26 protein-coding genes and 1 other RNA gene are annotated in these 26,625 nt (G+C 39.7%); 10 read left to right on the top strand and 17 right to left on the bottom strand.

What is annotated here, in order from left to right; genetic code table 11:
• Nucleotides 1-13 precede the first annotated feature (13 nt).
• The 3 genes from rplM to L4F93_RS10775 all read right to left on the bottom strand — a co-directional run bounded on the left by rplM (nt 14) and on the right by L4F93_RS10775 (nt 1,747).
• Nucleotides 14-442 (bottom strand): 50S ribosomal protein L13, encoded by a 429-nt coding sequence (gene rplM / locus L4F93_RS10785; protein ID WP_017806616.1) that lies wholly within the window; start codon nt 440-442, stop codon nt 14-16.
• Between the two features lie 257 nt (nt 443-699).
• Entirely contained in the window at nt 700-1,428 is a 729-nt protein-coding gene (gene truC, locus L4F93_RS10780; protein WP_250350246.1) for a tRNA pseudouridine(65) synthase TruC, read from the bottom strand.
• Complete coding sequence (locus L4F93_RS10775) at nt 1,415-1,747, bottom strand: YqcC family protein (RefSeq protein WP_250350245.1); 333 nt, start codon at nt 1,745-1,747, stop codon at nt 1,415-1,417. The genes truC and L4F93_RS10775 overlap by 14 nt, the downstream gene beginning before the upstream one ends.
• Nucleotides 1,748-1,887: 140 nt before the next feature.
• On the opposite strand from L4F93_RS10775, the gene L4F93_RS10770 reads away from it, so the two are divergent.
• Genes L4F93_RS10770 through ppnN form a run of 4 tightly spaced genes read left to right on the top strand, consistent with a single transcriptional unit; the run spans nt 1,888 to nt 5,378 of the window.
• Nucleotides 1,888-2,664, top strand: coding sequence for a Zn-ribbon-containing protein (locus tag L4F93_RS10770; protein WP_250350244.1), 777 nt, complete (start codon nt 1,888-1,890; stop codon nt 2,662-2,664).
• 54 nt (nt 2,665-2,718) lie between these two features.
• Nucleotides 2,719-3,144 (top strand): VapD, encoded by a 426-nt coding sequence (locus tag L4F93_RS10765; RefSeq protein WP_250350243.1) that lies wholly within the window; start codon nt 2,719-2,721, stop codon nt 3,142-3,144.
• A 17-nt stretch (nt 3,145-3,161) separates the two neighbouring features.
• Complete coding sequence (gene queF / locus L4F93_RS10760) at nt 3,162-4,004, top strand: NADPH-dependent 7-cyano-7-deazaguanine reductase QueF (RefSeq protein WP_250350242.1); 843 nt, start codon at nt 3,162-3,164, stop codon at nt 4,002-4,004.
• A gap of 45 nt (nt 4,005-4,049) precedes the next feature.
• Nucleotides 4,050-5,378 (top strand): nucleotide 5'-monophosphate nucleosidase PpnN, encoded by a 1,329-nt coding sequence (ppnN, locus tag L4F93_RS10755; protein ID WP_250351687.1) that lies wholly within the window; start codon nt 4,050-4,052, stop codon nt 5,376-5,378.
• A 36-nt stretch (nt 5,379-5,414) separates the two neighbouring features.
• Here the strand turns inward: ppnN and L4F93_RS10750 are convergent, their stop codons facing one another.
• The 7 genes from L4F93_RS10750 to L4F93_RS10720 all read right to left on the bottom strand — a co-directional run bounded on the left by L4F93_RS10750 (nt 5,415) and on the right by L4F93_RS10720 (nt 12,783).
• Nucleotides 5,415-6,182 carry an ABC transporter permease gene (locus L4F93_RS10750; RefSeq protein ID WP_250350241.1) on the bottom strand — a complete coding sequence of 256 codons (768 nt, stop codon included), beginning with the start codon at nt 6,180-6,182 and terminating at the stop codon, nt 5,415-5,417.
• Nucleotides 6,182-7,099, bottom strand: a complete 918-nt coding sequence (locus L4F93_RS10745; protein ID WP_250350240.1) for an ABC transporter ATP-binding protein — start codon at nt 7,097-7,099, stop codon at nt 6,182-6,184. The genes L4F93_RS10750 and L4F93_RS10745 overlap by 1 nt, the downstream gene beginning before the upstream one ends.
• 100 nt (nt 7,100-7,199) lie before the next feature.
• Nucleotides 7,200-7,736 carry an elongation factor P hydroxylase gene (locus L4F93_RS10740; protein ID WP_250350239.1) on the bottom strand — a complete coding sequence of 179 codons (537 nt, stop codon included), beginning with the start codon at nt 7,734-7,736 and terminating at the stop codon, nt 7,200-7,202.
• Between the two features lie 379 nt (nt 7,737-8,115).
• Nucleotides 8,116-8,982 carry a protease HtpX gene (htpX, locus tag L4F93_RS10735; RefSeq protein ID WP_250350238.1) on the bottom strand — a complete coding sequence of 289 codons (867 nt, stop codon included), beginning with the start codon at nt 8,980-8,982 and terminating at the stop codon, nt 8,116-8,118.
• A gap of 99 nt (nt 8,983-9,081) precedes the next feature.
• Nucleotides 9,082-10,155 carry a DNA polymerase IV gene (gene dinB, locus L4F93_RS10730; RefSeq protein WP_250351686.1) on the bottom strand — a complete coding sequence of 358 codons (1,074 nt, stop codon included), beginning with the start codon at nt 10,153-10,155 and terminating at the stop codon, nt 9,082-9,084.
• A gap of 142 nt (nt 10,156-10,297) precedes the next feature.
• The gene (locus L4F93_RS10725; protein ID WP_250350237.1) at nt 10,298-11,608 is read right to left on the bottom strand and encodes an NCS2 family permease; all 1,311 of its coding nucleotides are present in this window, start codon (nt 11,606-11,608) and stop codon (nt 10,298-10,300) included.
• Between the two features lie 200 nt (nt 11,609-11,808).
• Nucleotides 11,809-12,783, bottom strand: a complete 975-nt coding sequence (locus tag L4F93_RS10720; protein WP_250350236.1) for an oxidoreductase — start codon at nt 12,781-12,783, stop codon at nt 11,809-11,811.
• A gap of 73 nt (nt 12,784-12,856) precedes the next feature.
• Here L4F93_RS10720 and ybaK point away from each other — a divergent pair, with 73 nt between their 5' ends.
• Nucleotides 12,857-13,339, top strand: a complete 483-nt coding sequence (gene ybaK / locus L4F93_RS10715; protein WP_250350235.1) for a Cys-tRNA(Pro) deacylase — start codon at nt 12,857-12,859, stop codon at nt 13,337-13,339.
• 60 nt (nt 13,340-13,399) lie between these two features.
• Here ybaK and fabA read toward each other — a convergent pair whose 3' ends face one another.
• Entirely contained in the window at nt 13,400-13,933 is a 534-nt protein-coding gene (gene fabA / locus L4F93_RS10710) for a bifunctional 3-hydroxydecanoyl-ACP dehydratase/trans-2-decenoyl-ACP isomerase (RefSeq protein WP_250350234.1), read from the bottom strand.
• 262 nt (nt 13,934-14,195) lie between these two features.
• A complete protein-coding gene (locus L4F93_RS10705) occupies nt 14,196-15,959 on the bottom strand; it encodes an AAA family ATPase (RefSeq protein WP_250350233.1) in 1,764 nt (587 codons plus the stop codon).
• 135 nt (nt 15,960-16,094) lie between these two features.
• Between L4F93_RS10705 and L4F93_RS10700 the strand changes: the two genes are divergently transcribed.
• The 3 genes from L4F93_RS10700 (at nt 16,095) to matP (ending at nt 17,290) form a co-directional block, all read left to right on the top strand.
• Nucleotides 16,095-16,373, top strand: coding sequence for a type II toxin-antitoxin system RelE/ParE family toxin (locus L4F93_RS10700; RefSeq protein WP_250350232.1), 279 nt, complete (start codon nt 16,095-16,097; stop codon nt 16,371-16,373).
• Between the two features lie 17 nt (nt 16,374-16,390).
• The gene (locus tag L4F93_RS10695) at nt 16,391-16,687 is read left to right on the top strand and encodes a HigA family addiction module antitoxin (RefSeq protein ID WP_103852818.1); all 297 of its coding nucleotides are present in this window, start codon (nt 16,391-16,393) and stop codon (nt 16,685-16,687) included.
• 153 nt (nt 16,688-16,840) lie between these two features.
• Entirely contained in the window at nt 16,841-17,290 is a 450-nt protein-coding gene (gene matP / locus L4F93_RS10690; RefSeq protein WP_250350231.1) for a macrodomain Ter protein MatP, read from the top strand.
• A 50-nt stretch (nt 17,291-17,340) separates the two neighbouring features.
• Here the strand turns inward: matP and rnpB are convergent.
• Nucleotides 17,341-17,726: RNase P RNA component class A (gene rnpB / locus L4F93_RS10685), an RNA gene on the bottom strand.
• A gap of 122 nt (nt 17,727-17,848) precedes the next feature.
• On the opposite strand from rnpB, the gene L4F93_RS10680 reads away from it, so the two are divergent.
• Nucleotides 17,849-18,784 carry a KpsF/GutQ family sugar isomerase gene (locus L4F93_RS10680; protein ID WP_250350230.1) on the top strand — a complete coding sequence of 312 codons (936 nt, stop codon included), beginning with the start codon at nt 17,849-17,851 and terminating at the stop codon, nt 18,782-18,784.
• A 4-nt stretch (nt 18,785-18,788) separates the two neighbouring features.
• Nucleotides 18,789-19,337, top strand: a complete 549-nt coding sequence (locus L4F93_RS10675; protein ID WP_250350229.1) for a KdsC family phosphatase — start codon at nt 18,789-18,791, stop codon at nt 19,335-19,337.
• A gap of 536 nt (nt 19,338-19,873) precedes the next feature.
• On the opposite strand, the gene L4F93_RS10670 is transcribed toward L4F93_RS10675, so the two are convergent.
• From L4F93_RS10670 to aceF, 4 genes are all read right to left on the bottom strand, one after another.
• Nucleotides 19,874-21,322 carry a sulfatase-like hydrolase/transferase gene (locus L4F93_RS10670; protein ID WP_250350228.1) on the bottom strand — a complete coding sequence of 483 codons (1,449 nt, stop codon included), beginning with the start codon at nt 21,320-21,322 and terminating at the stop codon, nt 19,874-19,876.
• A gap of 3 nt (nt 21,323-21,325) precedes the next feature.
• A complete protein-coding gene (locus L4F93_RS10665) occupies nt 21,326-23,011 on the bottom strand; it encodes a solute:sodium symporter family transporter (RefSeq protein ID WP_250350227.1) in 1,686 nt (561 codons plus the stop codon).
• A 166-nt stretch (nt 23,012-23,177) separates the two neighbouring features.
• Complete coding sequence (gene lpdA / locus L4F93_RS10660; RefSeq protein WP_250350226.1) at nt 23,178-24,602, bottom strand: dihydrolipoyl dehydrogenase; 1,425 nt, start codon at nt 24,600-24,602, stop codon at nt 23,178-23,180.
• Between the two features lie 86 nt (nt 24,603-24,688).
• Nucleotides 24,689-26,581 carry a pyruvate dehydrogenase complex dihydrolipoyllysine-residue acetyltransferase gene (aceF, locus tag L4F93_RS10655; RefSeq protein ID WP_250350225.1) on the bottom strand — a complete coding sequence of 631 codons (1,893 nt, stop codon included), beginning with the start codon at nt 26,579-26,581 and terminating at the stop codon, nt 24,689-24,691.
• Between the last annotated feature and the right edge of the window lie 44 nt (nt 26,582-26,625).

Below are 26,625 nucleotides of genomic sequence, written 5' to 3'. Positions count from 1 at the left end.
TCTCACCTCGTGATTAAATATCTAAAACTTGTGGTTGTTGTGCTGCGTGTTCGTGGTTAGGACCAGCGTACACTTTTAACTTACGATACATTGCACGGCCTAATGGACCTTTTGGCAACATACCTTTAACCGCAATTTCAATCACTGCTTCAGGACGGCGAGCAATCATTTCTTTAAATGTCGCTTGTTTGATACCACCTACATAGCCAGTGTGCCAGTAGTAAATTTTATCGCTTTCTTTTTTACCTGTTACGGCAACTTTGTCCGCATTGATAACGATGATATAGTCACCTGTATCAACGTGTGGAGTGTATTCAGCTTTATGTTTACCACGAAGACGACGTGCTAATTCAGTCGCTAAACGACCTAACGTTTTACCTGTCGCATCTACTACATACCAGTCACGTTTAACTGTTTCTGGTTTTGCTACAAAAGTTTTCATTAATTAATTACCAATAAAATAATATTAATACCCAGTGTTCAATATTGAACACAACCATTAATCTCAATCTGCACCCCTTCGAGTGGATCTCGATAAAATAATGTGCGGTGGGAAAGCCAACACATTCACAGGGTCGGGCGATTATACAAGAGCTTTAAAGAAAAAACAAATGAAAAAAGCACCGCACTTTGAAATTCTTAGTCCTTTTTATTAGCAAGCTCGTTCACTTAATGTTTTAGAATGTTCTAGTTAAGGGGTTACCCTACCCCATTCCAAGAAAAAGCATCAAACAAGCGTTGCCATTGTTCATCTAAAGGTGCGGTGATTTTTAGCCAATTTTTTGTTATGGGGTGAATAAAGGCCAGTGTTTCTGCGTGTAGCATTAACCGATGCACGCCTGTATGTTCAGTTAAAGCGCGATTTTGATGCAAATCGCCATATTGAGTATCCCCTAAAATGGGGTGGAAAATATGCTTTAAGTGACGACGTAACTGATGTTTTCTTCCTGTGTGTGGAATTAACCTCACTAAAGAATAACGACTCGTTTGATAGCGCCCTACCCCATAAGGCATTTCTACTACGTTCAATCCTTCATAATCGGTGATAGCCTCCTGTGGTGCTTTATCTTGCTGAGCAAATTTATCGGCAATTTTATCCAATTGCACTTTCAGCGGATAATCAATCCTTCCCTGCTCTTTGAGATAACCGCGTACCACCGCTAAATAGCTTTTTTCAACCTGCTTCTGCTCAAATTGTTCGCACAGCAATTTGGCTATTTCAGCATTTAAGGCAAAAAGCAACACCCCAGAGGTTGGGCGATCTAAACGATGAATAGGAAAAACGTGCTGCCCAATTTGATCGCGCAAGGTTTGCATTACAAATTGGGTTTCGTGACGATCAAGCCAACTACGATGCACCAACATTCCAGCTGGCTTGTTCACCGCGATCAAATATTCATCTTGGTAAAGAATATCAAGTGCGGTCATTTTGTGCGTTACAAATTTCTTCGATGGCTTTCAACGGCTCAATTAAGCGTTGCACGGCAATAATATCTTGCTCTTTCAAAGCTTCTTCAATGTAAGGTACGATAGCCATTTTATGCGGTAATGGTTCACTGCTTTCGATAACGGCATACATTCTTGGAATAAACACCCATTGTAGCCATTCGTGTGCATTCATTGTATCAATACAAAATGGCTCAACGCTGTCAAAGGCGGCAGCTTCAGGGGGGGCTGCTTGCCAAAGCGCTAATTCTTCCATTGCTTTTTGTAATTGTTGTAACTGATATTTTGTTTGTTCACGCATTGTGGTTTCCTTAATTTGCTTTCTCATCTCATTCTGCCTAAAATGTGGCATTCGCCTTAGTGCAAAACTGAAGGCGTTATGATACCACAAAGCCAAATGCGAAAAAACGCAATCGCTTTCTTGATAAATTAAGGCAGAAAATGTATTTAATTGAGGCTTTTTTTACCCTTACCCAACCTAACAATGTGGCTTACCCATTGATTAATCAAGTGATTGAACAATGGCGTTATAATGGGCAAATTCTTGGGCGAGAAATCCCCCTTTTCCACGCTGAACTAGAAAACCAGCAAGGCATTGCAGTGCGTGTCGTTTGTCCTGAACAGCAAAGCTTGTTACCCGAATTTAATAATGTGGCGGTACAAACAGCGTTAGATAAAGCACAATGTGGCGGGATAAATTTCGATAGTTTCCAAGTTATTGCTGATGATTTAAATTCAGATCTCACCTATCAAGGTAAACGCCCTAGCTGGCAAGTGCTTTATACCACTTATTTACAATCTTGCTCGCCATTACACAGTGGGGAGGATAACTTGCCTATCCCACTATATAAATATTTTAAAAATGCCCCGCACTTGAGTTTAGATCTCATTAAATGGCAAGAAAATTGGCAGGCTTGTGATCAACTACAAATGAACGGCACAGCATTAGAACAGCACGCCCTTGCGGAAATTTCCGATCTACATAGTCATTTATCTAAACACGGCTATGCCTTATGCCAAGAAATAGAGCAACACACGGGGATTCCAACCTATTATTATTTATACCGCATTGGTGGCGAAAGTTTACAAGCCGAACAACAACGCCGCTGTCCAAGCTGTAATCAAAATTGGGCATTAAAAACACCGCTCTTTGGTTTGTTTGATTTTAAATGTGATCAGTGCCGATTGGTATCCAACCTTTCTTGGCACTGGCAATAGGCACACTAAAAGAATATATTACTTAGAAAATGATATAACCACAGGAATTGTACAATGAGCCGTTATTTAATCACTTTTGATATGGATACGAATTGCCTTAAAGAGAATTATCACGGAAATAACTATAATAATGCGTATTATGATATTAGGAATGTATTAGACCAACACGGCTTTGATAATTTACAAGGGAGCGTATATTTAGGCAGAGAAGGAATTAGTGAAGCTCACGGAACTATCGCAATTCAAGAACTTACCGCTAAATTTGATTGGTTTTATCCTTGCATTTCAAATATTAAATTTTATCGTATTGAAAGTGATCTCAATGCTGACTTCATTGCTTATCAAATTCATCAAGCAAAACAACGATTTAATCAAAGATTAGCAATGCTAGAAAAAAATCTCATTGACGCTGGATTAACGCAAAAGCAAATTACAGAAATATTAAGTAAAGAAGTTTTTGCTTTAGAAGATATGAAATAATCAAACAAGGAAAAACAATGAATTACAATCACGAAAGTTTACACGCCTTAAAACTTGGGCAAGAAACAAAATATGCACAAAATTATGACCGCACTTTACTACAAGCCGTACCTCGCCAATTAAACCGTGAGCAGCTTGGGATTGTGGAAAATCAACCTTTTACTTTTGGGGCAGATATTTGGACGGCTTATGAAATCTCTTGGCTTAATGCCAAAGGTGTGCCACAAGTTGCCATTGCTGATGTGGAAATTGATTTCCGCAGTGAAAATTTAATCGAATCAAAAAGTTTTAAACTTTATCTCAACAGTTTTAATCAAAGTCATTTCGAGACGGCTGAGCAAGTGCAACAACACTTACAGCAAGATCTAGCAAATTGTGCGAATGGGCAAGTCAAGGTGCAGTTAAATTCTTTACAAAATTACCACCGCACTTTTATTGATGAATTACAAGGCGACTGCATTGATGATCAGGATATTGAAATTCGTGATTACCAATTCAACCCCAATTATTTAGCAAATTGCACACAAGAGACGAAACAGGTGGAAGAACAGTTAGTGAGCCATTTGCTCAAATCAAATTGTTTAATCACTCAACAACCTGACTGGGGATCCTTGCAAATTCATTATGTAGGCAAGCAGATTGATCGGGAAAAATTGTTACGTTATTTGATTTCATTCCGTCAGCATAATGAATTTCACGAGCAATGCGTTGAACGAATTTATTGTGATTTAATGCGCTTTGCTCAGCCAGAAAAGCTCACAGTTTATGCTCGTTATACACGCCGTGGTGGGCTGGATATTAATCCGTTCCGCTCAAATTTTCAAAGCGTACCGCACAATACACGCTTAGCCAGACAATAGGAGGTTGCAGTGGCAAATATTCATTATGTTAATCCACGAGGGAGTATGGAACAGCTCTCACACCTTGAAGTGGAATTACTCACCAAGCAAGCGAAAAGCGAACTGTATCAACTGTATCGCAACTGTTCTCTTGCCGTGCTAAATTCTGGTGCGGTAACCGATGACAGCCGTAAATTATTAAATCAATATCCTGATTTTGATATTGAATTGGTGGCGACAGAGCGTGGTATCACCCTGAAGCTACATAATCCGCCAGAAAGTGCCTTTGTAGATCAACATATTATCCGCAATATTCAATATCATCTTTTTGCTGTATTGCGTGATATTGTCTTCGTAAATGTGCTAAGCCAACGGATTAATCCTTGTGATATCCAAGATGGCGTACACATCACCAATCAAGTCTTTTCTATTCTGCGTAATGCCAAAGCCTTGATCGTGGGTGAATTACCTAATTTGGTCGTGTGCTGGGGTGGCCATTCCATCAATCAAATTGAATACCAATATTGCCGTGCAGTAGGGCTAGAATTGGGGCATCGTGAATTAAATATCATCACAGGCTGTGGACCGGGTGTAATGGAAGCCCCAATGAAAGGGGCAGCGATTGGCCACGCAAATCAACGCTATAAACATAGTCGTTTTATCGGCATTACAGAGCCTTCAATCATCGCGTCTGAGCCACCTAATCCTATCGTTAATGAATTAATTATTATGCCGGACATCGAAAAACGCCTTGAAGCTTTTGTGCGTATGGGACACGGTATTATTATTTTCCCCGGTGGGCCGGGAACATTTGAAGAATTACTTTACATTCTTGGCATCAAACTCAATCCAGAAAATCAAGCGCAATCTATTCCATTAATCTTAACGGGGCCAAAAGAAAGTGCGGATTATTTTGCTACGATTGATCGTTTTATTGGCGAAACCTTAGGAAAAGAAGCACAATCTTTGTATAAAATCATCATTGATGATCCGGTGGCTGTAGCGCGTCATATAAAATCGGCTGTTGAAGATATTCGTCATTTACGTTATGAAAATAATGATTCTTATGGGTTCAATTGGTCATTAAAAATTGATCCTGAATTTCAACAACCATTTATCCCCACTCACGAAAATATGGCAAATTTAGATTTGCATATGAACCAAAGCAAAGTTAGCCTTACCGCTAATCTTCGCCGTGTATTCTCTGGCATCGTAGCGGGTAACATTAAGCCTGATACACAAGATCGCATTGCGGAATTAGGTAAATTTCAGCTCAAAGGCGATAAAGATTTAATGGAGAAAGTGGACAATGTGCTACAAGATTTCATTACCCAGCATCGAATGAAACTCCCAGACGGCGAGGCTTATGAGCCTTGTTATGAAATTATTCGATAACTAGAAGTGCGGTATTAAAATACCGCATTTTTCTTTTTAACTCCGCAATCCTACCCCGCGGCTGATTAGAGAATAGGCGATGCCGTAAAGTGCGGTGATAAAAATGCCTAAAACGCTGAAGGTGTAAACAAGGCTGACATCTTGAATGCCAAGAAAACCGTAGCGGAAACCACTTATCATATAGACAATGGGATTAAATTTAGACACCACTTGCCAGAAAGGTGGAAGTAAGGAGATAGAATAAAATACACCACCTAAATAAGTTAAAGGGGTTAATACAAAGGTGGGAATAATGCTAATGTCGTCAAATGATCGAGCGAAAACGGCATTAATCAAGCCTCCTAATGCAAAGCTTGCTGTGGTAAGCAATAAGGTCGCAAGAATGACCGTCCAAGAATAAATCTGTAATGGGACGAAAAATAGCGAAACTAAGGTAACCAGAATACCAACACTCAATCCACGCGCCATTCCTCCTGCCATATAGCCTAAAATAATAATGTGCGGTGAAGTGGGTGAAATCAGCAGCTCTTCCACATTGCGAGCAAATTTTGTGCTATAAAAAGACGAGGCAACATTGGCAAAAGAATGAGTTAAGGCAGACATCATAATCAGCCCCGGTACAATAAATTGCATATAGCTAAAACCGTGCATTTCACCAATACGATTGCCAATAAGCTGGCCGAAAATCACAAAATATAACGTCATTGTAATCACCGGTGGCACAAGCGTTTGCACCCAAATTCGGGTAAAACGGCGAACTTCTTTAATAAAAATGGTTTGGAAGGCAACCCAAGCTAAACTCATTATTTCACTCCTTTATTCAGTGCCATTGAAACAAAAAGCTCTTCCAAGCGGTTAGCTTTATTACGCATACTCAATACTTGTACGCCTTGCTTATCAAGCTGTGAAAACAACTGATTTAAGCCCTGCTCTCTTTTCACCTCGACTTCAAGCGTATTATTATCTAACCAAGTTACGTTGTAACCCATTATCTCTGGTTTATCCACTTGCGTGGCTAAATCAAACACAAAGGTTTCTGTTTCTAGTTTTGCTAATAACGCTTTCATTGGCATATTCACCACCAAACGTCCTTGCTGAATAATGCCAATATGACGACAAAGCATTTCGGCTTCTTCTAAATAATGGGTGGTAAGGATGATTGTTGTGCCTTGCTGATTTAGCTCACGCAAAAACGTCCACATTGTACGGCGAAGCTCAATATCTACCCCTGCGGTAGGTTCGTCAAGAATAAGCAATTTAGGGTGATGCATTAAGGCACGGGCAATCATTAAACGGCGTTTCATTCCTCCTGAAAGTTGGCGTGATTGCTGCTCGCGTTTATCCCATAAATCTAACTTTTTCAGCCATACTTCCGCGCGAGCCAACGCGTCTTTACGTGGAATACCATAATAACCTGCTTGGTTAATTAAAATATCAATCACCCGTTCAAATTGGTTAAAATTAAATTCTTGCGGGACTAAACCGATATTCTGTTTTAGCTGACTTGGATTATGATCTAAATCTGCACCAAACACCTTCACTTCGCCAGCGGTTTTATTAACCAAAGAACAAATAATCCCAATAGTGGTGGATTTCCCCGCTCCATTATGACCAAGTAAGGCGTAAAAATCTCCCGCTTCAACACTGAGATCAATGCCATGCAAGGCTTTCACGCCGTTTTTATATTCTTTCGTTAATCCTTTGATTTCTAATGCTAACATTCAACGTTCCGTATAAAATTTATTGAAATTTTGCCCCGCACTTTTGAAATAAAAGGTAAACAAAGTGCGGTATAAATTTTGCGGATTTTTACCCGTATTTTTAAATTCTACTGACATCAAATAAATCGAGGTTGATATTATCTGGTGTACCATAAAATTTGGCGAGTGCTTTACGCAAAATTTCTGCGCGTTTCGGTAAGCCTTTTTGGGCGTAGATTTTTACTTGTTCATACACTGCTTGTTTAAATGGTTGTGTATCGCCGGGATCACCGCTTAAATTATCACTGCTGGCAATATAACGAAAACCTGCGGCAGTGGCTAAAATCCATTCTAACGCTTGTGGTTTCACCTCCACTTGCTCGAACTCACGCTGACGTTGTTCAGAACGCCCATCGGGTTCATACCAATAACCAAAATCTTCTAATTTACGCCGTGCTTTGCCAGCAATTAACCAGTGAGAAATTTCGTGCAAAGCGCTACTATAAAAGCCTCGAGCAAAATAAATGGCATTGTAAGGACAATGTTCATTGGCGGGCAGATAAAGTGGCTCATCGCCCCCTTTGACCAATTTGGTATTATATTCTTGCTCAAAGCATTGATTAAAAATGGCAATAATGTCTTCTAAACGATGCTCCATCACAACTCCAAAAAATAATAAGGCACAAAGTCTGTGCCTGAAAATTTGAAAACGCCCTATTTTAACATTTATGGCGGTTTAGTCACATTGATTATTTTAAAGGGCGGACACATCGGTCCGCCCCTACACCAGTATAAATGAATGGTAACTGATTATAATTAAACGAATTTTGTAGGGGCAGACCTATGTGTCTGCCCGAAAAAGCGTTTATTTTAAGCCATCACTTCTTTATTACAACGCTTCAACACGTCTTGCTAATAGTAACAATTTAAAGGGCGAACACATCGGTTCGCCCCTACACCAGTATAAATGAATGATAACTGATTATAATTAAACGAATTTTGTAGGGGCAGACCTATGTGTCTGCCCGAAAAAGTGTTTATTTTAAACTATCACTTTTTTGAAGTGCCTCAATACGTTTTTCCAACGGTGGATGGCTTAAAAATAATGAAGCTAATCCACCTCTTTTACCATTAATGGCAAAAGCAGCAAATTGCCCTTCCATTTGTTGTGGCTCGTGAAGTTGCTGTAAGCGGCGTAATGCAGCAATCATTTTTTGTTTTCCGACTAAATGAGCTGAACCTGCATCTGCACGATATTCACGGTAACGAGAAAACCACATTGCGATCATACTTGCCAAGAAGCCGAATACCACTTCTAGCACCATTGAAACTAAGAAATAAATGCCACTGCTGCTTTCACCGTTGTCGTTACGATTGCTCGCCACCACATTGGCAATAAGGCGAGAAATAAAAATCACAAACGTATTTAACACTCCTTGCAACAAGGTCATTGTAACCATATCGCCATTTTGAATATGGCTGATTTCGTGGGCTAGCACTGCTTCTGCTTCATCTTTGGTCATTGCATTGAGCAATCCTGTACTTACGGCAACCAACGAATTGTTTTTGCTTGCACCAGTGGCAAAGGCATTGACATCAGCAGAATGATAAATCGCTACCGTTGGCATCGGGATATTCGCATCACGTGCTTGAATAGAAACGGTATTCAATAACCAGCGTTCTTGCTCCGTGCGTGGTTGTTCAATCACCTGCCCATTCACTGATCTTAATGCCATTGTTTTGGATAAAAATAAGGAAATCAATGAGCCACTGAAACCGAATAGCGCTGCCATAATTAATAATCCGCTAGCATCTTGCGCACGGATACCCGTTAGGCTCAAAATAATATTAAAGACAATTAGCACGGCCATATTGGTGGCTAAAAAAAGTAAAATTCGCATCATAGAAAGTTCCTCATTGTAAGTATGTGATTGATTATCCAATAAATGATTAAAGGAATAACCAATATAATTATAAATTTTGTAATTTCAAGATTTAACGGTTCAGTTTTCCCACAAACTCATCTGTTTTTCTTCTTGTTGTTCAGGTAAATTAACGTGCAGACCAATTAATCGAATGGATTTATCCTGACGGCGTTGCCAAATTTGTGCCAATAATCTACGGAAATTTTCTTGATTAAAATCCACCGCACTTTTCTCTAAGGTAGTGATTTGAAAATCATCAAATTTTAACTTTACACCAATTTTACGCAATTTTTGCACAGGTAAATGAGGACAAGCGCGTTGCACACGGCTAACTAATTGCTCATACAATTGACTTAGCACCGCTTCCCCTTGTTCTAGCTCCGTTATATTTTTCAACAATGTGGTTTCTACCCCGACGGATTTCCGCAATCGCTCGGGCTGGACTTCCCTTTCATCAATAGCGTGGCTAAAATGCCAAATACGCTGTCCACTCTTGCCTAATTGATTGAGTAATAAATGCGGCTCAAATTGCTGTACATCGGCACAGGTTTTTAAGCCCATTTCCAATAAGCGTTGCGTGGTTACCTTTCCTACTCCCGGAATGGCACTGAGCGGAAGGTTGCGTACAAATTCCTCTACATCATTCGGTTCGATGACAAATTGTCCATTCGGTTTATTTTTATCAGATGCAATTTTGGCTAAAAATTTTAATGGGGCGATACCTGCTGAAGCCGTTAATCCTGTTTCGGCAAAAATGGCTTGACGAATTTCTTGCGCAATCCACGTTGCCGATCCAGAGCATTGTTCACAACCTGTTACATCTAAATAGGCTTCATCTAAAGATAAGGGTTCAACCAAATGCGTATAACGATGAAATATTTGCTGAATTTGTTGTGATACCTGTTTATATAACGGCATATTTACGGGTAATAAAATTAAATTTGGGCAACGCTTCAAGGCTTGTGCCGTTGGCATTGCACTGTGTAACCCAAATTTTCTTGCTTCATAATTACAGGTACTCAGTACACCACGTTGCTCTGCCGATCCACCTACCGCCACAGGCAGGTTTTTAAGATGAGGTTTATCCCGTAATTCAATGGAAGCATAAAAGCAATCCATATCTATATGAATGATTTTTCTTGTTTTTGGCATAGTGCGATAAACTTCAGGATGACAGTAATGGATTAAAGTGCGGCAGAAAATAGGCAATATTTTACCTGTTTTTAAGACAAATCTAAAATAATAAAAGTGCGGTAAAAAATTAGGGCGAATTTCTCGCCCTAGTAAAAAAGATTTAGCCAACCCAAACGAATTTAGCAATAAAGAGTAATGACACTACGAATACAGGTGCATTCACTTCTTTCCAACGCCCCGTACACACTTTCATCACGCAGTAGCTGATAAAGCCAAAGGCAATGCCTTCTGTAATGGAATAAGTAAATGGCATCATTGCTGCGGTGATAAAGGCTGGTGTGGCTTCTGTTAAATCTTCCCATTGAACACGAATTAAGCTTGAAGCCATTAAAATTCCTACATAGACTAACGCGCCTGCAGTCGCATAAGCTGGCACAACACTGGCTAATGGAGAGAAGAAAATGGTTAATAAAAACAGCACACCGACCACAACGGCAGTCATTCCTGTGCGTCCCCCCACGGAAACACCCGCCCCACTTTCAATATAGGTACTAATGGCAGAAGTACCGATGTACGAGCCAGCAACCGCACTCACGCTATCCACATAAAGCGCTTGTTTCATTTTTGGAAAGCGCCCTTTTTCATCGCTGATGCCCGCTTTGTCCGTTACACCCAGTAACGTGCCTGAAGAATCGAATAAATTCACCAATAAGAAAGAGAAAATAATGCCAAGTAAAGCCGTATCTAATGCGCCCATAATATCCACTTTGCCTACGACTGGTGCAAGACTCGGTGGCATTGAAATAACCCCGTGAAAGACGACACTTTCATCAAAAATTAATGCCAACGTGGTAACCACAGCAATTGAAATGAGTACACCTGAATAAATATTACGCGCAGCTAATACCACAATGATAAAGAAGCCTAAAATGCCCATTAATACTTGTGGATTATGTAACTCGCCCAATGCCACTAAGGTTGCTGGATTTGCGACAACTAACCCCATATTTTTAAAGCCAATGAGCGAAATAAAAAAGCCGATCCCAGCACCAATTCCAACGCGTAAACTCAAAGGAATAGATGCCATTAACCAATAGCGAATTTGGAATAAGGTTAAGATAAACAACCCAACGGAACCCCAAAAGATCGCCCCCATTCCCACTTCCCAAGAATACCCTAATTTCCCTACTACGACATAAGCAAAAAAGGCATTCAATCCCATTGCTGGTGCAAGTGCGATAGGCAGATTGCTAAATAATCCCATTGCAATCGTACCAAATGCGGCGATTAAACAGGTTGTAACGAAGACCACTTGCTTATCCATCCCCGCATCACCAAGCACAGAAGGATTAACAAACACAATATAAACCATCGTGAAAAAGGTGGTGATCCCTGCGATGATCTCTGTTTTTGCGGTGGTATTTTTTTGATTTAATTTAAAAAGTTTTTGTAGAAAAGACTGATTTTCCATTTTTTAATCCAGATTAGTTGATAAAAAAGATGAAAAACGCAACTTAAAGAAAGGTGTTTTTCCTGCCAATTCTAGCAGAACGAAAACGATTACGCGATAGTTTTTTTAGGATATGGCTGTCATTTATTTAAAATGAGCATAAGCAAAGTGCGGTAGAAAAAACGTAAATTTTTCCACCGCACTTTATCTTTGAAAGAAAATTAATAACCCGCCTGATAAACTAATTCCGTCAATTTTACCGCCATTAAAGCAAGGTTAAAGCGTTGTTCGTCTGCTACTGACCAAAATTCAATGCCATTTTCCACCGCACTTTGCTGTTGCTTAAGGTTGCTAATGTGCAGTTTTACTTCACTTTCACCATTTTCATTTTCGCCGTTTATCACAGGGGTGATTAAGGTATCAGGATGATAGCTGAGTAATGCGTTTTGTTGCCAACTTTGCACTACCCTTTCTGGCTCTACGTCATAATCAAAAAAGGCACTGACTTGTTGTGCTAACCCATAGAAGACGGGAACCTGTACTTGGTGAAAAATCACATTATCAAGTTGAGGAAAAATTTTCTGCACTTGAGCGCTCAAATTAGCACGTTGCACTGGAAAGACGTCGAAAGCGAGGCGTTGTGCTTGTTCCTCTAAAGGAATACCATTTAATAGTCTTGCGGTTTGTCCTGCAAGCTGTGCCACTTTTTCATCTCCCATATAGGAAGCAGGTAATAATGATGTAATAAGTACCTGTTTTAGTGGATATTGTTGCAATAAATCAGCAAGTGGCAAGAGGCTTTGGGTTACTTGTGGATTAGGTAAAGCAACAATATTACGCTGACGTAATTCCATAACTTGCTGATCATTTACGGTAGGAAGAACAAGCGGAACATCAGGTAAACTGGCGCAAATCCCAAACAAATCCATCACCACGCAGCCTGCATCTGCTGCTTTTGCTAAATGGCTTGCCGCTGACACTTCGCCTGCGAACAAGACATAATTGAAAGTTGTCCAATCCACCTCATCTGGCACTATTTGCTCCACCGCTTTATTGTTAAAACGAATCCCCTGTTCTTCATTAAATGGAAAAATTTCTACGACGGATAGGTGGTCAATTTCAAGCTGGCTTTGTTCTAAACATTCAGCCAGTTTTTCGGCTAATTCAAATTCTGCGGCAATGGCGATTTTTAACATTTTTTCTCCCTTAATTTTAATAATCGGCGTAAAATAAGCCCTGCATTTTACCGAATTCTAATAGGAAAAGAAAATGACACCAGCTATTGATTTATTAAAAAAGCATAAAATCCCTTTTGTGTTGCATAGTTATGATCACGATCCAAACAACCTCCATTTTGGTGATGAAGCTGCAGAAAAATTAGGCATTCCGCCCGAACAATCTTTCAAAACTTTACTTGTGGCTGAAAATGGCGATCAAAAAAGACTCGCTTGTTTTGTGCTTCCTACGGCTAATAAGCTGAATTTGAAGAAAGCAGCAAAAGCTATCGGCGTGAAAAAAGTGGAAATGGCAGATAAAGAGGCTGCCCAAAAAAGCTCGGGGTATTTAGTCGGTGGCATTAGCCCGCTAGGGCAAAAAAGAAAAGTGAAAACAGTGATTGCACAATCTGCGCTAAATTTTGAGTATATCTACGTATCAGGTGGAAAGCGAGGGTTAAGTGTGGAACTGTCTCCTCTGCATTTAGCCAAGATTTTGCAAGCAAATTTTGCTGATATTGTTGATGACATAGAATAAAAAAGGCTCAAATGGGAAAGGGGTAACATTTGAGCCAATAGGGAAAATTAAGTTATTTATCTAGAAGGCGGAAGTATCTTGGAATAAACCTACTTTTAGATCTGTTGCTGTATAAATCACTCTGCCATCGACTTCAACTTCACCATCAGCTAATCCCATCACTAGCTTACGGTTTACCACACGCTTCATATTAATGCGGTAAATCACTTTTTTCGCCGTTGGTAAAATTTGTCCTGTAAATTTCACTTCACCAACACCTAAGGCTCTGCCTTTACCTTTGCCACCAATCCAACCAAGATAGAAACCAACAAGCTGCCACATGGCATCTAACCCTAAACAGCCCGGCATTACTGGATCACCAATAAAATGGCAAGTAAAGAAAGGCAACTCAGGGTGAATATCTAGCTCTGCTTCAATATATCCCTTACCAAAGGTTCCCCCTGCTTCATTCATTTCTACAATGCGATCCATCATTAACATTGTTGGGGCTGGGAGCTGTGGGCCTTGTTCGCCAAATAATTCACCACGCCCTGATGCCAATAAATCTTCATAGTTGTAGCTACTTTTTTTATTTGGTGTACAAGTGTTTGTCATTTTTATGTCCTCTAATATGTGATGATACTGAATGTATCAATTCGGCAACTATTCTATCAGGCTTTCGACGAAATAGATACAGCTAACACTTGTTCGCTAAACTTGTCCGATCAGTGGGTAAATAAGTAAATTTTAATAAAGAAAAAGGCGAACATTGCTGCTCGCCGAAAAAATTGGAAAAATCTTACCGCTCTTTTAACGAGACTTAATTCTTCCTCAGTTTTTTGCTCTGGTTTGGTAGAAAAGTGCGGTGTAAAAAATGTTAATTTTTTCTCCCCAATAACCAATGCCAAAAACCACTTTTTTGTTGCTCAGAATGGGCGTTTAAACGTTGATTAATAAGCTCGCTGAGTGGCTGATTTTGTTCATTATACGTGCTATCTTCCTCGGCTAATAAATGGCGTTTAAACAAAATCTCACAGGCTTGAAAAACATCATCAACTGCCCAAATTGAAAATTGCTGATTTTTCACCGCATTGATTACCTGTTCCGATAAACTCAGCTGATTTAACACCGCAGAAGGCACAATCACGCCTTGATTCCCCGTTAGCCCCCGTTTTTCACAAATGGCAAAAAAGCCTTCAATTTTTTGATTTACTCCACCGACAGAATGAACAAGTCCAAACTGGTCAATCGCCCCTGTAATTGCGATAGATTGAGGTAACGGTTGCAATGCTAAGGCACTGGCTAACACACAGAAACAGGCAAGCGATGCACTGTCGCCATCAATTTCACTATAAGATTGCTCAAAAACGATAGAGGCTGAAAACGGCAGTTGAGTCGGTAAATCCAAAATATTCGCTAAACACACTTCAGCAATCATTGTGCCTTTACTATGAATATTGCCTGCCAGCTCATTTTTACGTTCAACATCAATCACTTCTCCCTCACCAAGCTGAACAATACAGCTAATCCGTGAAGGTTCACCAAAGGATATTGGGCTACCGGGATACTCAATCACCGAAAGCCCATTAATTTGCCCGACTGCCTCACCTTGAGTGGCAACATAAATTTGTTCGCGCAGAATATCGGCATAGGTTTGCTGTTGTAAAAAGCCTTGTTGCTGCTGTTTTGCTTGAAAATATTGCTCAAATTGCACCGCACTTAATTCATCGGATTGTGCTAAGGTTCGGGTGTTGCTCAGCATTTCTTTTAGCTTTAACGGTGAAATATTAATACAATGGCGATCTTCACTTTCTCGCACTAAAAGCTGATATAACCTATTTATTCCCTCAATGCTAAGCTGTATGCCAAGCTGTTTGGCATAAGACTGCACATAATTTTGCCATTGCCGCTGTGTTTGCTCATCATCAAGAGAAAAATAGCTTTCAATTTCGCCATAATCGGCAAGTTGGTAAAGATTTTCGTCTAATTCTTCTAATAAAGCGAGTTGCGTGCGATCGCCCAATAAAATCACTTTTAATGCCAGATCGTAACTTGGAATCTCACAAGGCAATGGTTTATAAGGGTGTAAAGACTGCCAATGAAAATGCTGTTCGCTCAAAAGCTGTTTTAATCGTTCCCATAAGCCTACTTGTGTTAATAAAGGCTCTACGCTTAAAATCAGTACCCCACCATTGAGTTGATGGACCAAGCCACTTTGTAAATCAATCTGTTGTGCGTTTTCTCGTACATTACCAAATAATCGCTGGTGATCATAATAGATCGCACTTGCCACTTGTTTTTTTGCTGCAAAATTATCTTCCAAGCTAGTCGCATTTTGTAAGGTGATAGTAGGCAATCGTTGCTCAGAACCTTGTTCAATATGATAACGCACACCTTGCAACGGCAAATGTTGTGGTTGGAACTTACTGATGTATTTTTCCAGTAATACCGCATATTCCCCTTGCTGATCGGCTTTTAACACGAGCAAAGTGCGGTCAGAATTTTGTAAGAATTGCGCAATGCTAGCACGAGCGCGAGATTGTAAATCAAAAAAATCAATAGATTGTGAAAAATCTGCTCGCCCTGCTAATTCAGGACGTAAATTCTGCCAAGATAAAACTTGATTAAATAACGCAGGCAAAGTATGTGGCTCTCTTTGGGTAATGATTCAAAAGGTGGATTATCGCATAATGGGATTATTTTGTATATTATGCCTTGCATTTAATAACGTAATCCGTTACTATATATGCAATATTAACGAAAGGCGTTATTATTTATGATTACCCATTTTTCCTGTAAAGAAACCCAGGCATTTTTTGAAGGTAAACGAATACGGCGTTTTATCGCATTTGAAAAAGTCGCAACGCGAAAACTTCAACAACTCAATGCAGCAACAGAGCTTAACTTTTTAAAAATTCCTCCGGGAAATCATTTAGAACAGCTTTCTGGTGATCGAAAAGGGCAATACAGCATTCGAATTAACGATCAGTGGCGGATTTGTTTTACTTGGTTAAATGGACACGCCACTGATGTTGAAATTGTGGATTACCACTAAATTAAGGATTACTGATTATGATTAGAGAAATTCCCCTATCCCACCCCGGTGAGATTTTATTAGAAGATTGGCTAAAACCACTTGGTATTAGCCAATACGCACTGGCAAAAGCGATTTCTGTCCCACCTCGCAGAATTAATGAAATTGTCAAAGGCAAACGTTCCATTACTCCCGATACCGCATTGCGTTTGGCTACATTCTTTGGTACCGATGCACAAAGCTGGCTTAATATGCAATCACATTATGACACAGAACAAACTCGTTCAATCATTAACGAAGATTTAAGCCATATTATCCCTTATCAATTTGCTTAAAAAAGCGTGGTGCAATTCCACCACGCTTCATAAACATCGCTAAAAATATAGTGATTAGACAGATTTATCACCGTAAAACAAAATTTACTAGCGAAAAAAATCAGAACAGCGTAAACTTATAGAGTTACCCCGTAACGGACTTGAGGGAATACGATGAAATACCAAAAGCTAGAAAATCAAGAAGCGCACTGGAAATGGCTCTATTTAACAAAAAAAGCCCGTGAAGGGGAGCAAATTACACGCTATGAAGAGCGTAGTTTACAGCAAGAAATGGTACGCCGTTTGATCGCAGTGCAAAATAATGCTGTACAAATAGAAGAATGGGTGAAAATGCATCTTTCGCCTAATTTAGTCGTGAAATTAGATCAAGCGATTCGCGCGCGGCGTAAACGTTTTTTCAATGCGGAAAAGCAAACCACCAAGAAAAAATCAATTGATTTAGAATATTCTGTATGGTTAAGGCTATCAAGATATGCTAAAAAAATGAAAATGACGCTTTCTGAAACCATCACTTATATGATTGATGAACGGGAAAGTAAAGCGGCTTATGAACACCAAATGTCGGCAATGAAAGAAGGGTTAAAAGATTTATTGAAAAAATAGACCGCACTTTTAAGATAAGATAAAGCCTCCAAAAATGGAGGCTATTTTATTCTTTGAGTTAGTCGATAAGCCGGGTTCTGTCGTTGAACAATCATTCATCTAGGCGTTTATTCACACAAACGCTCAAGCAACCTACCCGAACTCTGAGCGGGCCACCCATTGAGTTCCTATTTGGTCTTGCTACGAGTGGAGTTTACCCTGCTGTGAAATGTTACCACTCACACGGTGCGCTCTTACCGCACCCTTTCACCCTTACCTGTGCTAAAAAGCCATCGGCGGTCTGCTCTCTGCTGCACTTGTCGTAGGCTTTCACCTCCCAGACGTTATCTGGCACTCTGCCCTATGTAGCCCGGACTTTCCTCTCGTCTATTTGTCCCACTAGGTCGTTATAAACGGTTTAGGGCTTCAATAAACCAGCGATTGTTTGGCTAACTCGGAGCGAGAGTATAGCGGAATATCAAGGAAATGCAAGAAAAGCACAATAAAATATCTTGCTAGAGTTCATAAAAAACTTACGCTAAAATAACCGCACTTTTGCTTAATATGAAAGAGGCAACAATGGATTATCTTAAAATCGCACAAGACACCCTCGCGGTGGAACAAAAGGCCTTACTACAACTAAGCCAGCGTTTAGATGAGCAATTCAACCAAGTGGTAGAATTAATTCTAAATTGCGAAGGGCGCTTAGTCGTCGGTGGAATTGGTAAATCAGGGCTGATCGGTAAAAAAATGGTGGCAACCTTTGCTTCCACAGGGACGCCCAGTTTTTTCCTTCACCCCACAGAAGCCTTTCACGGCGATTTAGGTATGCTCAAGCCCATTGATATTGTAATGCTAATTTCCTACAGCGGTGAAACCGATGATGTGAATAAACTTATTCCAAGTTTAAAAAATTTTGGCAATAAAATCATTGCATTAACCAGCAATAAACAATCCACCTTGGCAAAACACGCAGACTATGTGCTAGATATTACGGTGGAGCGTGAGGTTTGCCCGAATAATCTTGCACCGACCACTTCTGCCTTGGTTACACTCGCCTTGAGTGATGCCCTTGCCGTTGCATTAATTACCGCAAGAAACTTCCAACCTGAAGATTTTGCCAAATATCATCCGGGAGGAAGTTTAGGTAAACGCTTGTTATCCCGAGTGAAAGATCAGATGCAAACTAAATTACCTATTGCACAGCTTTCCACCTCATTTGCAGATTGTTTAAGCATTATGAATGAAGGACGTATGGGGGTCGCAATTGTAATGCAAGGCAATGAATTAAAAGGCATTATTACCGATGGTGATATTCGCCGAACGCTCACACGCAATGGTGCGGAAGCCTTAAGTAAAACCGCACAAGAACTGATGACCTCACAACCCAAAACTATCAATGCCAATTGCTATTTAGCGGAAGCAGAAAATGTGATGAAAGAACACAAAATTCATTCATTAATAGTGTTAGATGACGCTAAAAAGGTGGTAGGTTTAATTGAATTTTCGAGCTAATACTATGATTTCAAACGAACAATTACAAAATATCAAACTCGTGATCACCGATGTGGACGGCGTACTCACAGACGGTTTACTCCACTATGATGCCAACGGTGAAGCCTTTAAAAGTTTCCACGTTCGCGATGGTTTAGGCATTCGTATGTTAATGGAAAATGGCGTACAGGTTGCCGTACTTTCTGGGCGAGACTCCCCTATTTTACGCAAACGCATTGCTGATCTTGGTATTAACCTGTTCTTTTTAGGCAAATTAGAAAAAGAAAGCGCCTGTTTTGAATTAATCAAACAAGCTGGCGTAACCCCAGAAGAAACCGCATTTATTGGCGATGATAGCGTGGATCTCCCAGCTTTTGCAGTATGTGGATTATCCTTTGCGGTAGGTGATGCGATGGATTATGTACAAGATTGTGCCGATTACGTGCTACAACGTCACGGTGGTCAAGGCGCATTTCGTGAAATGTCAGATATGATTATGCGTGCGCAAGGAAAAAGTGATGCTTTTGCCACCGCACAAGGCTTTCTCAAAACCGTAGAAAATATGGCACAGTAAAACAATCAAAAAGAAAAGTGCGATTAAAACGAGTCTATCCAAAAACTTAGATTGATTTAATTCAAGGACTGAGTTCTATACTACGCAGAACTGGGGACTTCTAATTTTGCTTGAATAAGCCCTCTTTTTAGATTTCAATTTCTTTACATTAATTACCTATTTCTTATTGGAAAAATCAGAGTAAAATCACGCTTAAGCAATCCCCTTACTTCATCGTAATAAGAGCAATAACTTCATCGTAATAAGAGCAATATTCACCTTGCTTTATTTTCTGTTTCAATCCTAATTTACGTGATTGTTTGTGCCTTCTTAAAAGATATTGTTATCCATTTTGAGTGTAAGGAAAATACAACGATAACCATAATTTTCTTAATAAATCTCAAAAACCTTCTCTAATCATTGCATTTTTATATTATTTCAATAAAAGAAAGTTCTCCGTGCTAATTTCAATAACATCAACAACCGAAATTAGTTCAACTTCTAAGCAGCTTATTATTTTTCACTACACTTTTTCTTTTCGTAATTATTTAGAAGAATTAGAGTTCATTAATAATACGATATACCCAGTTTTCTAGTGGATCTTTATATTTCAGCATTTCTGCCCGCATTTCTTCTAACATTTCCTTTTTCACTTGCTGATATTTGGGATCAGAAAATAAATTATGTAACTCTTCAGGGTCATTACGAACATCGTACAATTCTCCTACATCACTTGCATTAAAGACCAGTTTGTAATCTTTCCTACGCCACATTCTTTGTTCAAAATAAACAAAATGCCCCGCTAGTTGAGCGAGTAGCCCTTTGCGATCATTGGATTTGCTTTTTCGTAAAATGGGCAATAGGCTTTCTCCTTGAAAAGTTTCTGGAATGGTTTGTCCTGCAACATCAAAAACGGTGGAAGTCAAATCGTGCAAATAAACTAAATTATCATCTACTTCGTTGATACGTTGGGATTGTGGATCTTTAATAATCAGAGGAATATTATAGGTAGTATCAAACATAAACTCCCCTTTTTCGATCATTCTATGTGCGCCCATTGCATCGCCGTGATCTGCGGTGGCGACAATAAAACAATCCTGATAAAGATTGTGTTTTTCAAGGAAGTCAAATAAGTCACCAATGGCATCATCAATTAATGTGATATATCCCCAAAATTTGGTTATTACCTCTTTCCAGCGTTCTTCACTGGCTTCCCACATTCCCCACATTTTAGAAATCGTACGATAATGTCCCGGTTTTCCTTCTAAAGGCTTAAAGAAGCTCTGATCTAACACGACGTCTTTTGGATCATACATTGAATAATAAGGCTCCGGTACAATGCAAGGAGTATGTGGTCCCCAAAAATTAATCCAAGTAAAAAAAGGTTTGTGTTGTATTAGCGATTCTTGGATAAAACTTTTCGCTTCATCAATAATAAAATAAGGTAATGTCTGTTCTTTTGTGCCAGAAAGCAAACCACACAGCTCTTGAACGCGTAGATGAGGATTGTCACCAAAATAAGCTAAACTTACTTCAGGTGTTGGGAAACCTTTTTCTGCAAGCCATTCAGGATAACGATTTGGTTGAGTTGGCGCCTGATCGAAGACTAAATTTTTATAAACGCGACTTCCCGGGTAGCCATACCCGTCAAAATTATGCCCTTTAATACCGTAATCTTTTGGTACAGATCGCGTGCCGACGTGCCATTTTCCTGCTACATAGCAATTGTATCCTGCTAATTTACCGATATGAGGCTGTTCAGGAGGCACTTCCCCTATTCCGCCTTTTTCTCCATTACGAATAATGCCGTGTGTGGACGGCATTTGCCCTGTAAATAATGACGTACGTGCAGGTCCACATACTGAAGCTGGCGTGAAAGCGTTGTTAAAACGCACGCCTTCTCGCGCTAGACGATCTAAATTCGGCGTTTTGACAATCTGATGCCCATACGCACCGAGCATATCTTTTCTAACTTGATCTAAAAGAATATAAATTACATTTTTCATTGATTACACCTTTTTCTTATTTCGACCAATTACCACAAATAAAATCACTTGAAGAATAACGTAAGCCGCAAGCACCCAAAGTGGTTTCCCATTTTCTGAAGCAAGCCCAATAGGTGAAAGCAGTGCATAAAGTGAAACCAAACCTAAAGCAAGGGAGGCTACCGTAATATTAATATATTCCCAATTACTTAAATCGACATTGCTTTGGTTAGAGAGATTATCAGCATAAGGCGTTTTTCTGCGTAAGAATAACCCTAAGACTAGCATTAATATGACATCAAAAACAAATAGTGCTGCCATAACATATACAAAATTTACTTTTACATTAAACACCCAAACAATGAGGAAATACAAAATAATATGCACCAATAAAGCAATACGTGCGGCTAATCCTGATACGGTTTTATTAAATAGCCCGACAGCAAATAAAGCAACAATAGGAATATTGACAAAACCGGCAAAACGTTTAGTAAGCAAGAAAATACCCTCTGTACCAAACATTAATAAAGGACCAATAATGATCGTGATAATTGCCATTATTGCTGAAACCTTTTTCGCATAAACAATTAATTCGGTTTCACTGAAGGTTCTTTGCGTTAGTGAAGGTAATAAATCCTTACAATAAATGGTTGCTGCTGAATTTAAGAAGGAATTGAATGTACTTAAAATTGCACCAAATAATGCCGCAATAAAGAACCCTTGTAATACGGTTGGTAATACTCGATTGACTAATTCTGGATAGGACAAATCGATTGGATTTATTCCTTCCCCCAAAATATGAAAACTCAATAAACCCGGTAAATTTAAAATGGTAGGGAGTAAAAGCAAGAAGAGAGCTGCAATCAAAATCCCTTTCTGACCTGATTTTAAATCTTTTGCCCCTAATGCACGTTGCACAATCGCTTGGTTAGTCGTCCAATAAAAAAAGTTTACAATTAAAATGCCTGTAAACATAGCTGGCCAAGGTACCGCATCCGTTGCACTACCGATTGCATTAAATTTTTCAATATGGGTTGTTCCAACAATACGTAGCCCTTCAATGAAACTCCCATTTCCCAAATAAATTAGCGCAAAAATAGGGACTAATATAGCACCAATAACTAAGATAATCGCATTCGCCGTATCTGATACAGCCACCGCTTTTAAACCACCAAAGATGGCATAAATTGCGCCAATAAAACCAATTGCCATCACGGTATAAACAATAGATTCAGCGTAACTCATTCCAAATACGCTTTCTAAGTTAAAAATTTTATTAAACGCAATTGCTCCAGTATAAAGTGCGGTCGGAATTACGATAAATAAATAAAAAATTAAAAATAATCCAGACATAATCAAGCGAGTTTGGCGATCAAAACGACTTTCAAAAAACTCTGGAATGGTGGTATAGCCATTGCGAATATATTTTGGTAATAAATACAGTGCTAAGAAACAAAGTGGAATAACCGATTGAACCGTCCAAGCTATAATGGAAAAATTACCTTTATAGGAATTCGCATTAACGCCGATAATTTGCTCTGTAGATAATGATGTTAATACCATAGAGCAACCAATAACTAAACCACTTAATCCTCGTCCAGCAAGGAAATATCCTTTTGCTGTTGATAAATCATCATTTTTGGTTTTTTGCCAAGCTACCCACGCAACTGCCCCTGTTACAAATAGAAAACTAAAAATCGTCAGCCACATAATAACTTCTCCTCCGTCAATTAACCGTAGATTTAGTTTACTTGGTGGGTAAGAAAGTCAATTATGATGATAGTCATAATTTCACTGTGATGAAGATCACAACTCAGCAAAATAGTTTAATAATAAAAAAGCCTTTCTAATGAAAGGCTTTAAAGAGATAAGAAATTTATTTTTTCTTTTTCGCTTTTGGATTTGGTAAATCTGTAATTGAACCTTCAAATACTTCGGCGGCTAAGCCCACAGATTCATGTAAAGTTGGGTGTGCGTGGATAGTTAATGCAAGATCTTCTGCATCACAGCCCATTTCAATAGCTAAACCAATTTCACCTAGCAACTCACCACCGTTTGTACCGACAATAGCGCCACCGATAATACGGTGAGTATCTTTATCAAAGATCAATTTAGTTAAACCATCTGCGCAATCAGAAGCGATCGCACGACCTGATGCTGCCCAAGGGAATTTTGCAACTTCGTAGTTAATACCTTCAGCTTTACATTCTTTTTCTGTTTTACCTACCCAAGCTACTTCTGGCTCAGTATAGGCAATAGAAGGAATGACTTTCGGATCAAAATAGTGTTTTTGTCCTGCAATCACTTCTGCAGCGACATGACCTTCATGTACCCCTTTGTGAGCAAGCATTGGTTGCCCAACAATATCGCCAATCGCAAAGATATGTGGCACATTGGTACGCATTTGTTTATCCGTATGGATAAAGCCACGATCATCCACTTCTACACCAGCAACATTGGCATCGATCAACTTACCATTTGGTGTACGACCGATTGCAACTAACACGGCGTCATAACGGCGAGTTTCATTCGCTGCTTTGCCTTCCATTGAAACATAAATACCATCTTCTTTTGCTTCAACCGCAGTCACTTTGGTTTCAAGTAATAAGTTGAATTTCTTTTCAATACGTTTTGTGTAGATTTGAACAATATCTTTATCGGCAGCCGGGATCACTTGATCAAACATTTCTACTACGTCAATATTAGAACCTAGTGCGTGATATACTGTTCCCATTTCAAGACCGATAATACCACCGCCCATAATCAATAGATTTTGTGGTACTTCTTTTAATTTTAGTGCATCTGTCGAATCCCAAATACGTGGATCTTCGTGTGGGATAAATGGTAATTGGATTGGACGTGAACCCGCTGCGATAATCGCATTATCAAAATGAATGGTCGTTTCACCTTCTTCACCCGCAACAATGATCGTATTAGGACCTGAGAATTTACCATAACCATTTACGACTTGTACTTTGCGCATTTTAGCCATTCCAGCTAAGCCACCTGTAAGTTGATTGATAACTTTTTCTTTCCAACCACGGATTTTGTCAATATCGGTTTGTGGTTCACCAAATACGATACCGTGTTCCGCTAAAGATTTTGCTTCTTCAATCACTTTTGCAACGTGTAATAAGGCTTTAGATGGGATACAACCAACGTTTAAACACACTCCACCAAGGGTTGAATAACGTTCAACAATAACGGTATCTAAGCCTAAATCCGCACAGCGGAATGCTGCTGAATAACCAGCTGGGCCTGCACCAAGTACAACAACTTGTGTTTTAATCTCTTTATTCATTTTTTACCTCGTTAAATTCTTGCGATTTTTACACCGCACTTTAACTAAACAGCGTTTCCCATTATTAATGAGAAACGCTCAGGAAATTACATTACTAAACGGCGAAGATCGCTTAATACACCATTAATGAAGGTGATAAATCTTGCGCCATCTGCACCATCAATCACACGGTGATCGTAAGAAAGCGATAATGGTAACATTAAGCGTGGTGTGAATTCTTTACCGTTCCACACTGGTGTCATTTCAGATTTAGACACACCTAAAATCGCCACTTCTGGGGCATTTACGATTGGCGTAAATTGTGTACCACCAATACCACCTAAGCTTGAAATGGTGAAACAACCACCTTGCATATCCGAAGCAGTTAATTTACCTGCACGTGCTTTTTTCGAGATTTCCGCTAATTCACGTGAAAGTTCGATAATGCCTTTTTTGTTCACATCTTTAAATACTGGTACAACCAAACCATTTGGTGTATCGACTGCGACGCCAATATTAACGTATTTTTTCAAGATCAAGCTTTGTGCATCTTCGGATAACGAGCTATTGAAGCGTGGATAAGCTTCTAAGGCTTTCGCTACTGCTTTCATAATAAATACAAGTGGGGTAATTTTTACATCAAGTTTTTGTTTTTCCGCAAGCACATTTTGCTCTTTACGGAATTGCTCTAAATCCGTGATATCCGCTTTATCCCATTGTGTAACGTGCGGAATCATTACCCAGTTACGGTGTAAGTTTGCACCAGAGATTTTTTGGATACGACCTAATTCCACTTGTTCTACTTCACCAAATTTGCTGAAGTCCACTTTCGGCCAAGGGAGTAAGCCTAAACCCGCACCATTTGCTGCACCTGTTGATGTTGCAGAGACAGAACCGCTTTCTACGGCTTTCACTGCCGCTTTCACATAAGCTTGAACGTCTTCTTTTAGGATACGACCTTTACGGCCTGTTCCTTTCACTTTATCTAAGTTTACGCCAAATTCGCGCGCTAAACGGCGAACAACTGGTGTTGCGTGAGCAAAACTTGCACTCGCTGTAACTTCTGCTTGGTTAGCCGATTGCGCAGATTGCGCTGCTGGTGCTGGGCTAGCTGCTTGAGTTTGTACGGGGGCTTGTGTAGCTGGTTGTGTCACTGGCGCAGCAGCTAGTGCTGAACCTGCAACTTCAAAACGCATAATCAATGAACCCGTTGAAACTTTATCACCTGATTTCACTAAAATTTCTTTCACTACACCAGCAAATGGGGCAGGCACTTCCATTGAGGCTTTATCGCCTTCAACCGTGATTAATGATTGCTCTTCAGAAATACTATCACCCACGGCAACCATAATTTCAGTCACGTTTACTTCATCACCACCAATATCTGGAACGTGAACGTCTTGCACGCCACCAGAGACTGCTGCAGGTGCAGTTGTCTCCTCAACCGCTGGTTGAGTTGCTGGCGCTGCGGCAGTAGTTTCAAATTTCATCACTAATGACCCCGTTGAAACTTTATCGCCTACTTTAATAAGAATCTCTTTTACTACACCAGCTACAGGCGCAGGCACTTCCATAGAGGCTTTATCACCTTCTACGTTTAAAATAGATTGTTCTTCTGAAACAGAATCGCCTACGCTCACTAAAATTTCAGTCACGTTTACTTCATCGCCACCAATATCCGGAACGTAAATTTCAATCACAGAACCACCCGCACTTTGTGGAGCAGCTGGCGCAGCCTTTTCTTCCACGGCAGGTGCTTGTGCAGCAGCTGCACCTTCTAAAATAAACATCGGTGTACCTGTTGAAACTTTATCACCAACTTTTACTAATACTTCTTTAATGACACCCGCTTCAGGTGAAGGCACTTCCATAGAGGCTTTATCACCTTCAACATTAATTACTGATTGATCAACTTCAACCGTATCACCCGCTTTTACCATTACTTCGGTAACGGTTACTTCATCGCCACCAATATCTGGAATTTGAATTTCTTTAGCCATTTTCTTTTTTCCTCAAAACTCCCCTCACCAAAGCAAGGGGAGCG

The sequence above is a fragment of the Avibacterium sp. 20-132 genome, from assembly GCF_023611925.1.
GTDB lineage: Bacteria > Pseudomonadota > Gammaproteobacteria > Enterobacterales > Pasteurellaceae > Avibacterium.
The sequence above is the reverse complement of the archived record's forward strand: the minus strand, read 5'-3'. Positions and strand labels throughout refer to the sequence as shown.

Excerpts from the sequence above, each read along its gene's own strand:
- rplM (WP_017806616.1), bottom strand. The coding sequence starts at position 442 with ATGAAAACTTTTGTAGCAAAACCAGAAACAGTTAAACGTGACTGGTAT.
- truC (WP_250350246.1), bottom strand. The coding sequence starts at position 1,428 with ATGACCGCACTTGATATTCTTTACCAAGATGAATATTTGATCGCGGTG.
- L4F93_RS10775 (WP_250350245.1), bottom strand. The coding sequence starts at position 1,747 with ATGCGTGAACAAACAAAATATCAGTTACAACAATTACAAAAAGCAATG.
- L4F93_RS10770 (WP_250350244.1), top strand. The coding sequence starts at position 1,888 with ATGTATTTAATTGAGGCTTTTTTTACCCTTACCCAACCTAACAATGTG.
- L4F93_RS10765 (WP_250350243.1), top strand. The coding sequence starts at position 2,719 with ATGAGCCGTTATTTAATCACTTTTGATATGGATACGAATTGCCTTAAA.
- queF (WP_250350242.1), top strand. The coding sequence starts at position 3,162 with ATGAATTACAATCACGAAAGTTTACACGCCTTAAAACTTGGGCAAGAA.
- ppnN (WP_250351687.1), top strand. The coding sequence starts at position 4,050 with ATGGAACAGCTCTCACACCTTGAAGTGGAATTACTCACCAAGCAAGCG.
- L4F93_RS10750 (WP_250350241.1), bottom strand. The coding sequence starts at position 6,182 with ATGAGTTTAGCTTGGGTTGCCTTCCAAACCATTTTTATTAAAGAAGTT.
- L4F93_RS10745 (WP_250350240.1), bottom strand. The coding sequence starts at position 7,099 with ATGTTAGCATTAGAAATCAAAGGATTAACGAAAGAATATAAAAACGGC.
- L4F93_RS10740 (WP_250350239.1), bottom strand. The coding sequence starts at position 7,736 with ATGGAGCATCGTTTAGAAGACATTATTGCCATTTTTAATCAATGCTTT.
- htpX (WP_250350238.1), bottom strand. The coding sequence starts at position 8,982 with ATGATGCGAATTTTACTTTTTTTAGCCACCAATATGGCCGTGCTAATT.
- dinB (WP_250351686.1), bottom strand. The coding sequence starts at position 10,155 with ATGCCAAAAACAAGAAAAATCATTCATATAGATATGGATTGCTTTTAT.
- L4F93_RS10725 (WP_250350237.1), bottom strand. The coding sequence starts at position 11,608 with ATGGAAAATCAGTCTTTTCTACAAAAACTTTTTAAATTAAATCAAAAA.
- L4F93_RS10720 (WP_250350236.1), bottom strand. The coding sequence starts at position 12,783 with ATGTTAAAAATCGCCATTGCCGCAGAATTTGAATTAGCCGAAAAACTG.
- ybaK (WP_250350235.1), top strand. The coding sequence starts at position 12,857 with ATGACACCAGCTATTGATTTATTAAAAAAGCATAAAATCCCTTTTGTG.
- fabA (WP_250350234.1), bottom strand. The coding sequence starts at position 13,933 with ATGACAAACACTTGTACACCAAATAAAAAAAGTAGCTACAACTATGAA.
- L4F93_RS10700 (WP_250350232.1), top strand. The coding sequence starts at position 16,095 with ATGATTACCCATTTTTCCTGTAAAGAAACCCAGGCATTTTTTGAAGGT.
- L4F93_RS10695 (WP_103852818.1), top strand. The coding sequence starts at position 16,391 with ATGATTAGAGAAATTCCCCTATCCCACCCCGGTGAGATTTTATTAGAA.
- matP (WP_250350231.1), top strand. The coding sequence starts at position 16,841 with ATGAAATACCAAAAGCTAGAAAATCAAGAAGCGCACTGGAAATGGCTC.
- L4F93_RS10680 (WP_250350230.1), top strand. The coding sequence starts at position 17,849 with ATGGATTATCTTAAAATCGCACAAGACACCCTCGCGGTGGAACAAAAG.
- L4F93_RS10675 (WP_250350229.1), top strand. The coding sequence starts at position 18,789 with ATGATTTCAAACGAACAATTACAAAATATCAAACTCGTGATCACCGAT.
- L4F93_RS10670 (WP_250350228.1), bottom strand. The coding sequence starts at position 21,322 with ATGAAAAATGTAATTTATATTCTTTTAGATCAAGTTAGAAAAGATATG.
- L4F93_RS10665 (WP_250350227.1), bottom strand. The coding sequence starts at position 23,011 with ATGTGGCTGACGATTTTTAGTTTTCTATTTGTAACAGGGGCAGTTGCG.
- lpdA (WP_250350226.1), bottom strand. The coding sequence starts at position 24,602 with ATGAATAAAGAGATTAAAACACAAGTTGTTGTACTTGGTGCAGGCCCA.
- aceF (WP_250350225.1), bottom strand. The coding sequence starts at position 26,581 with ATGGCTAAAGAAATTCAAATTCCAGATATTGGTGGCGATGAAGTAACC.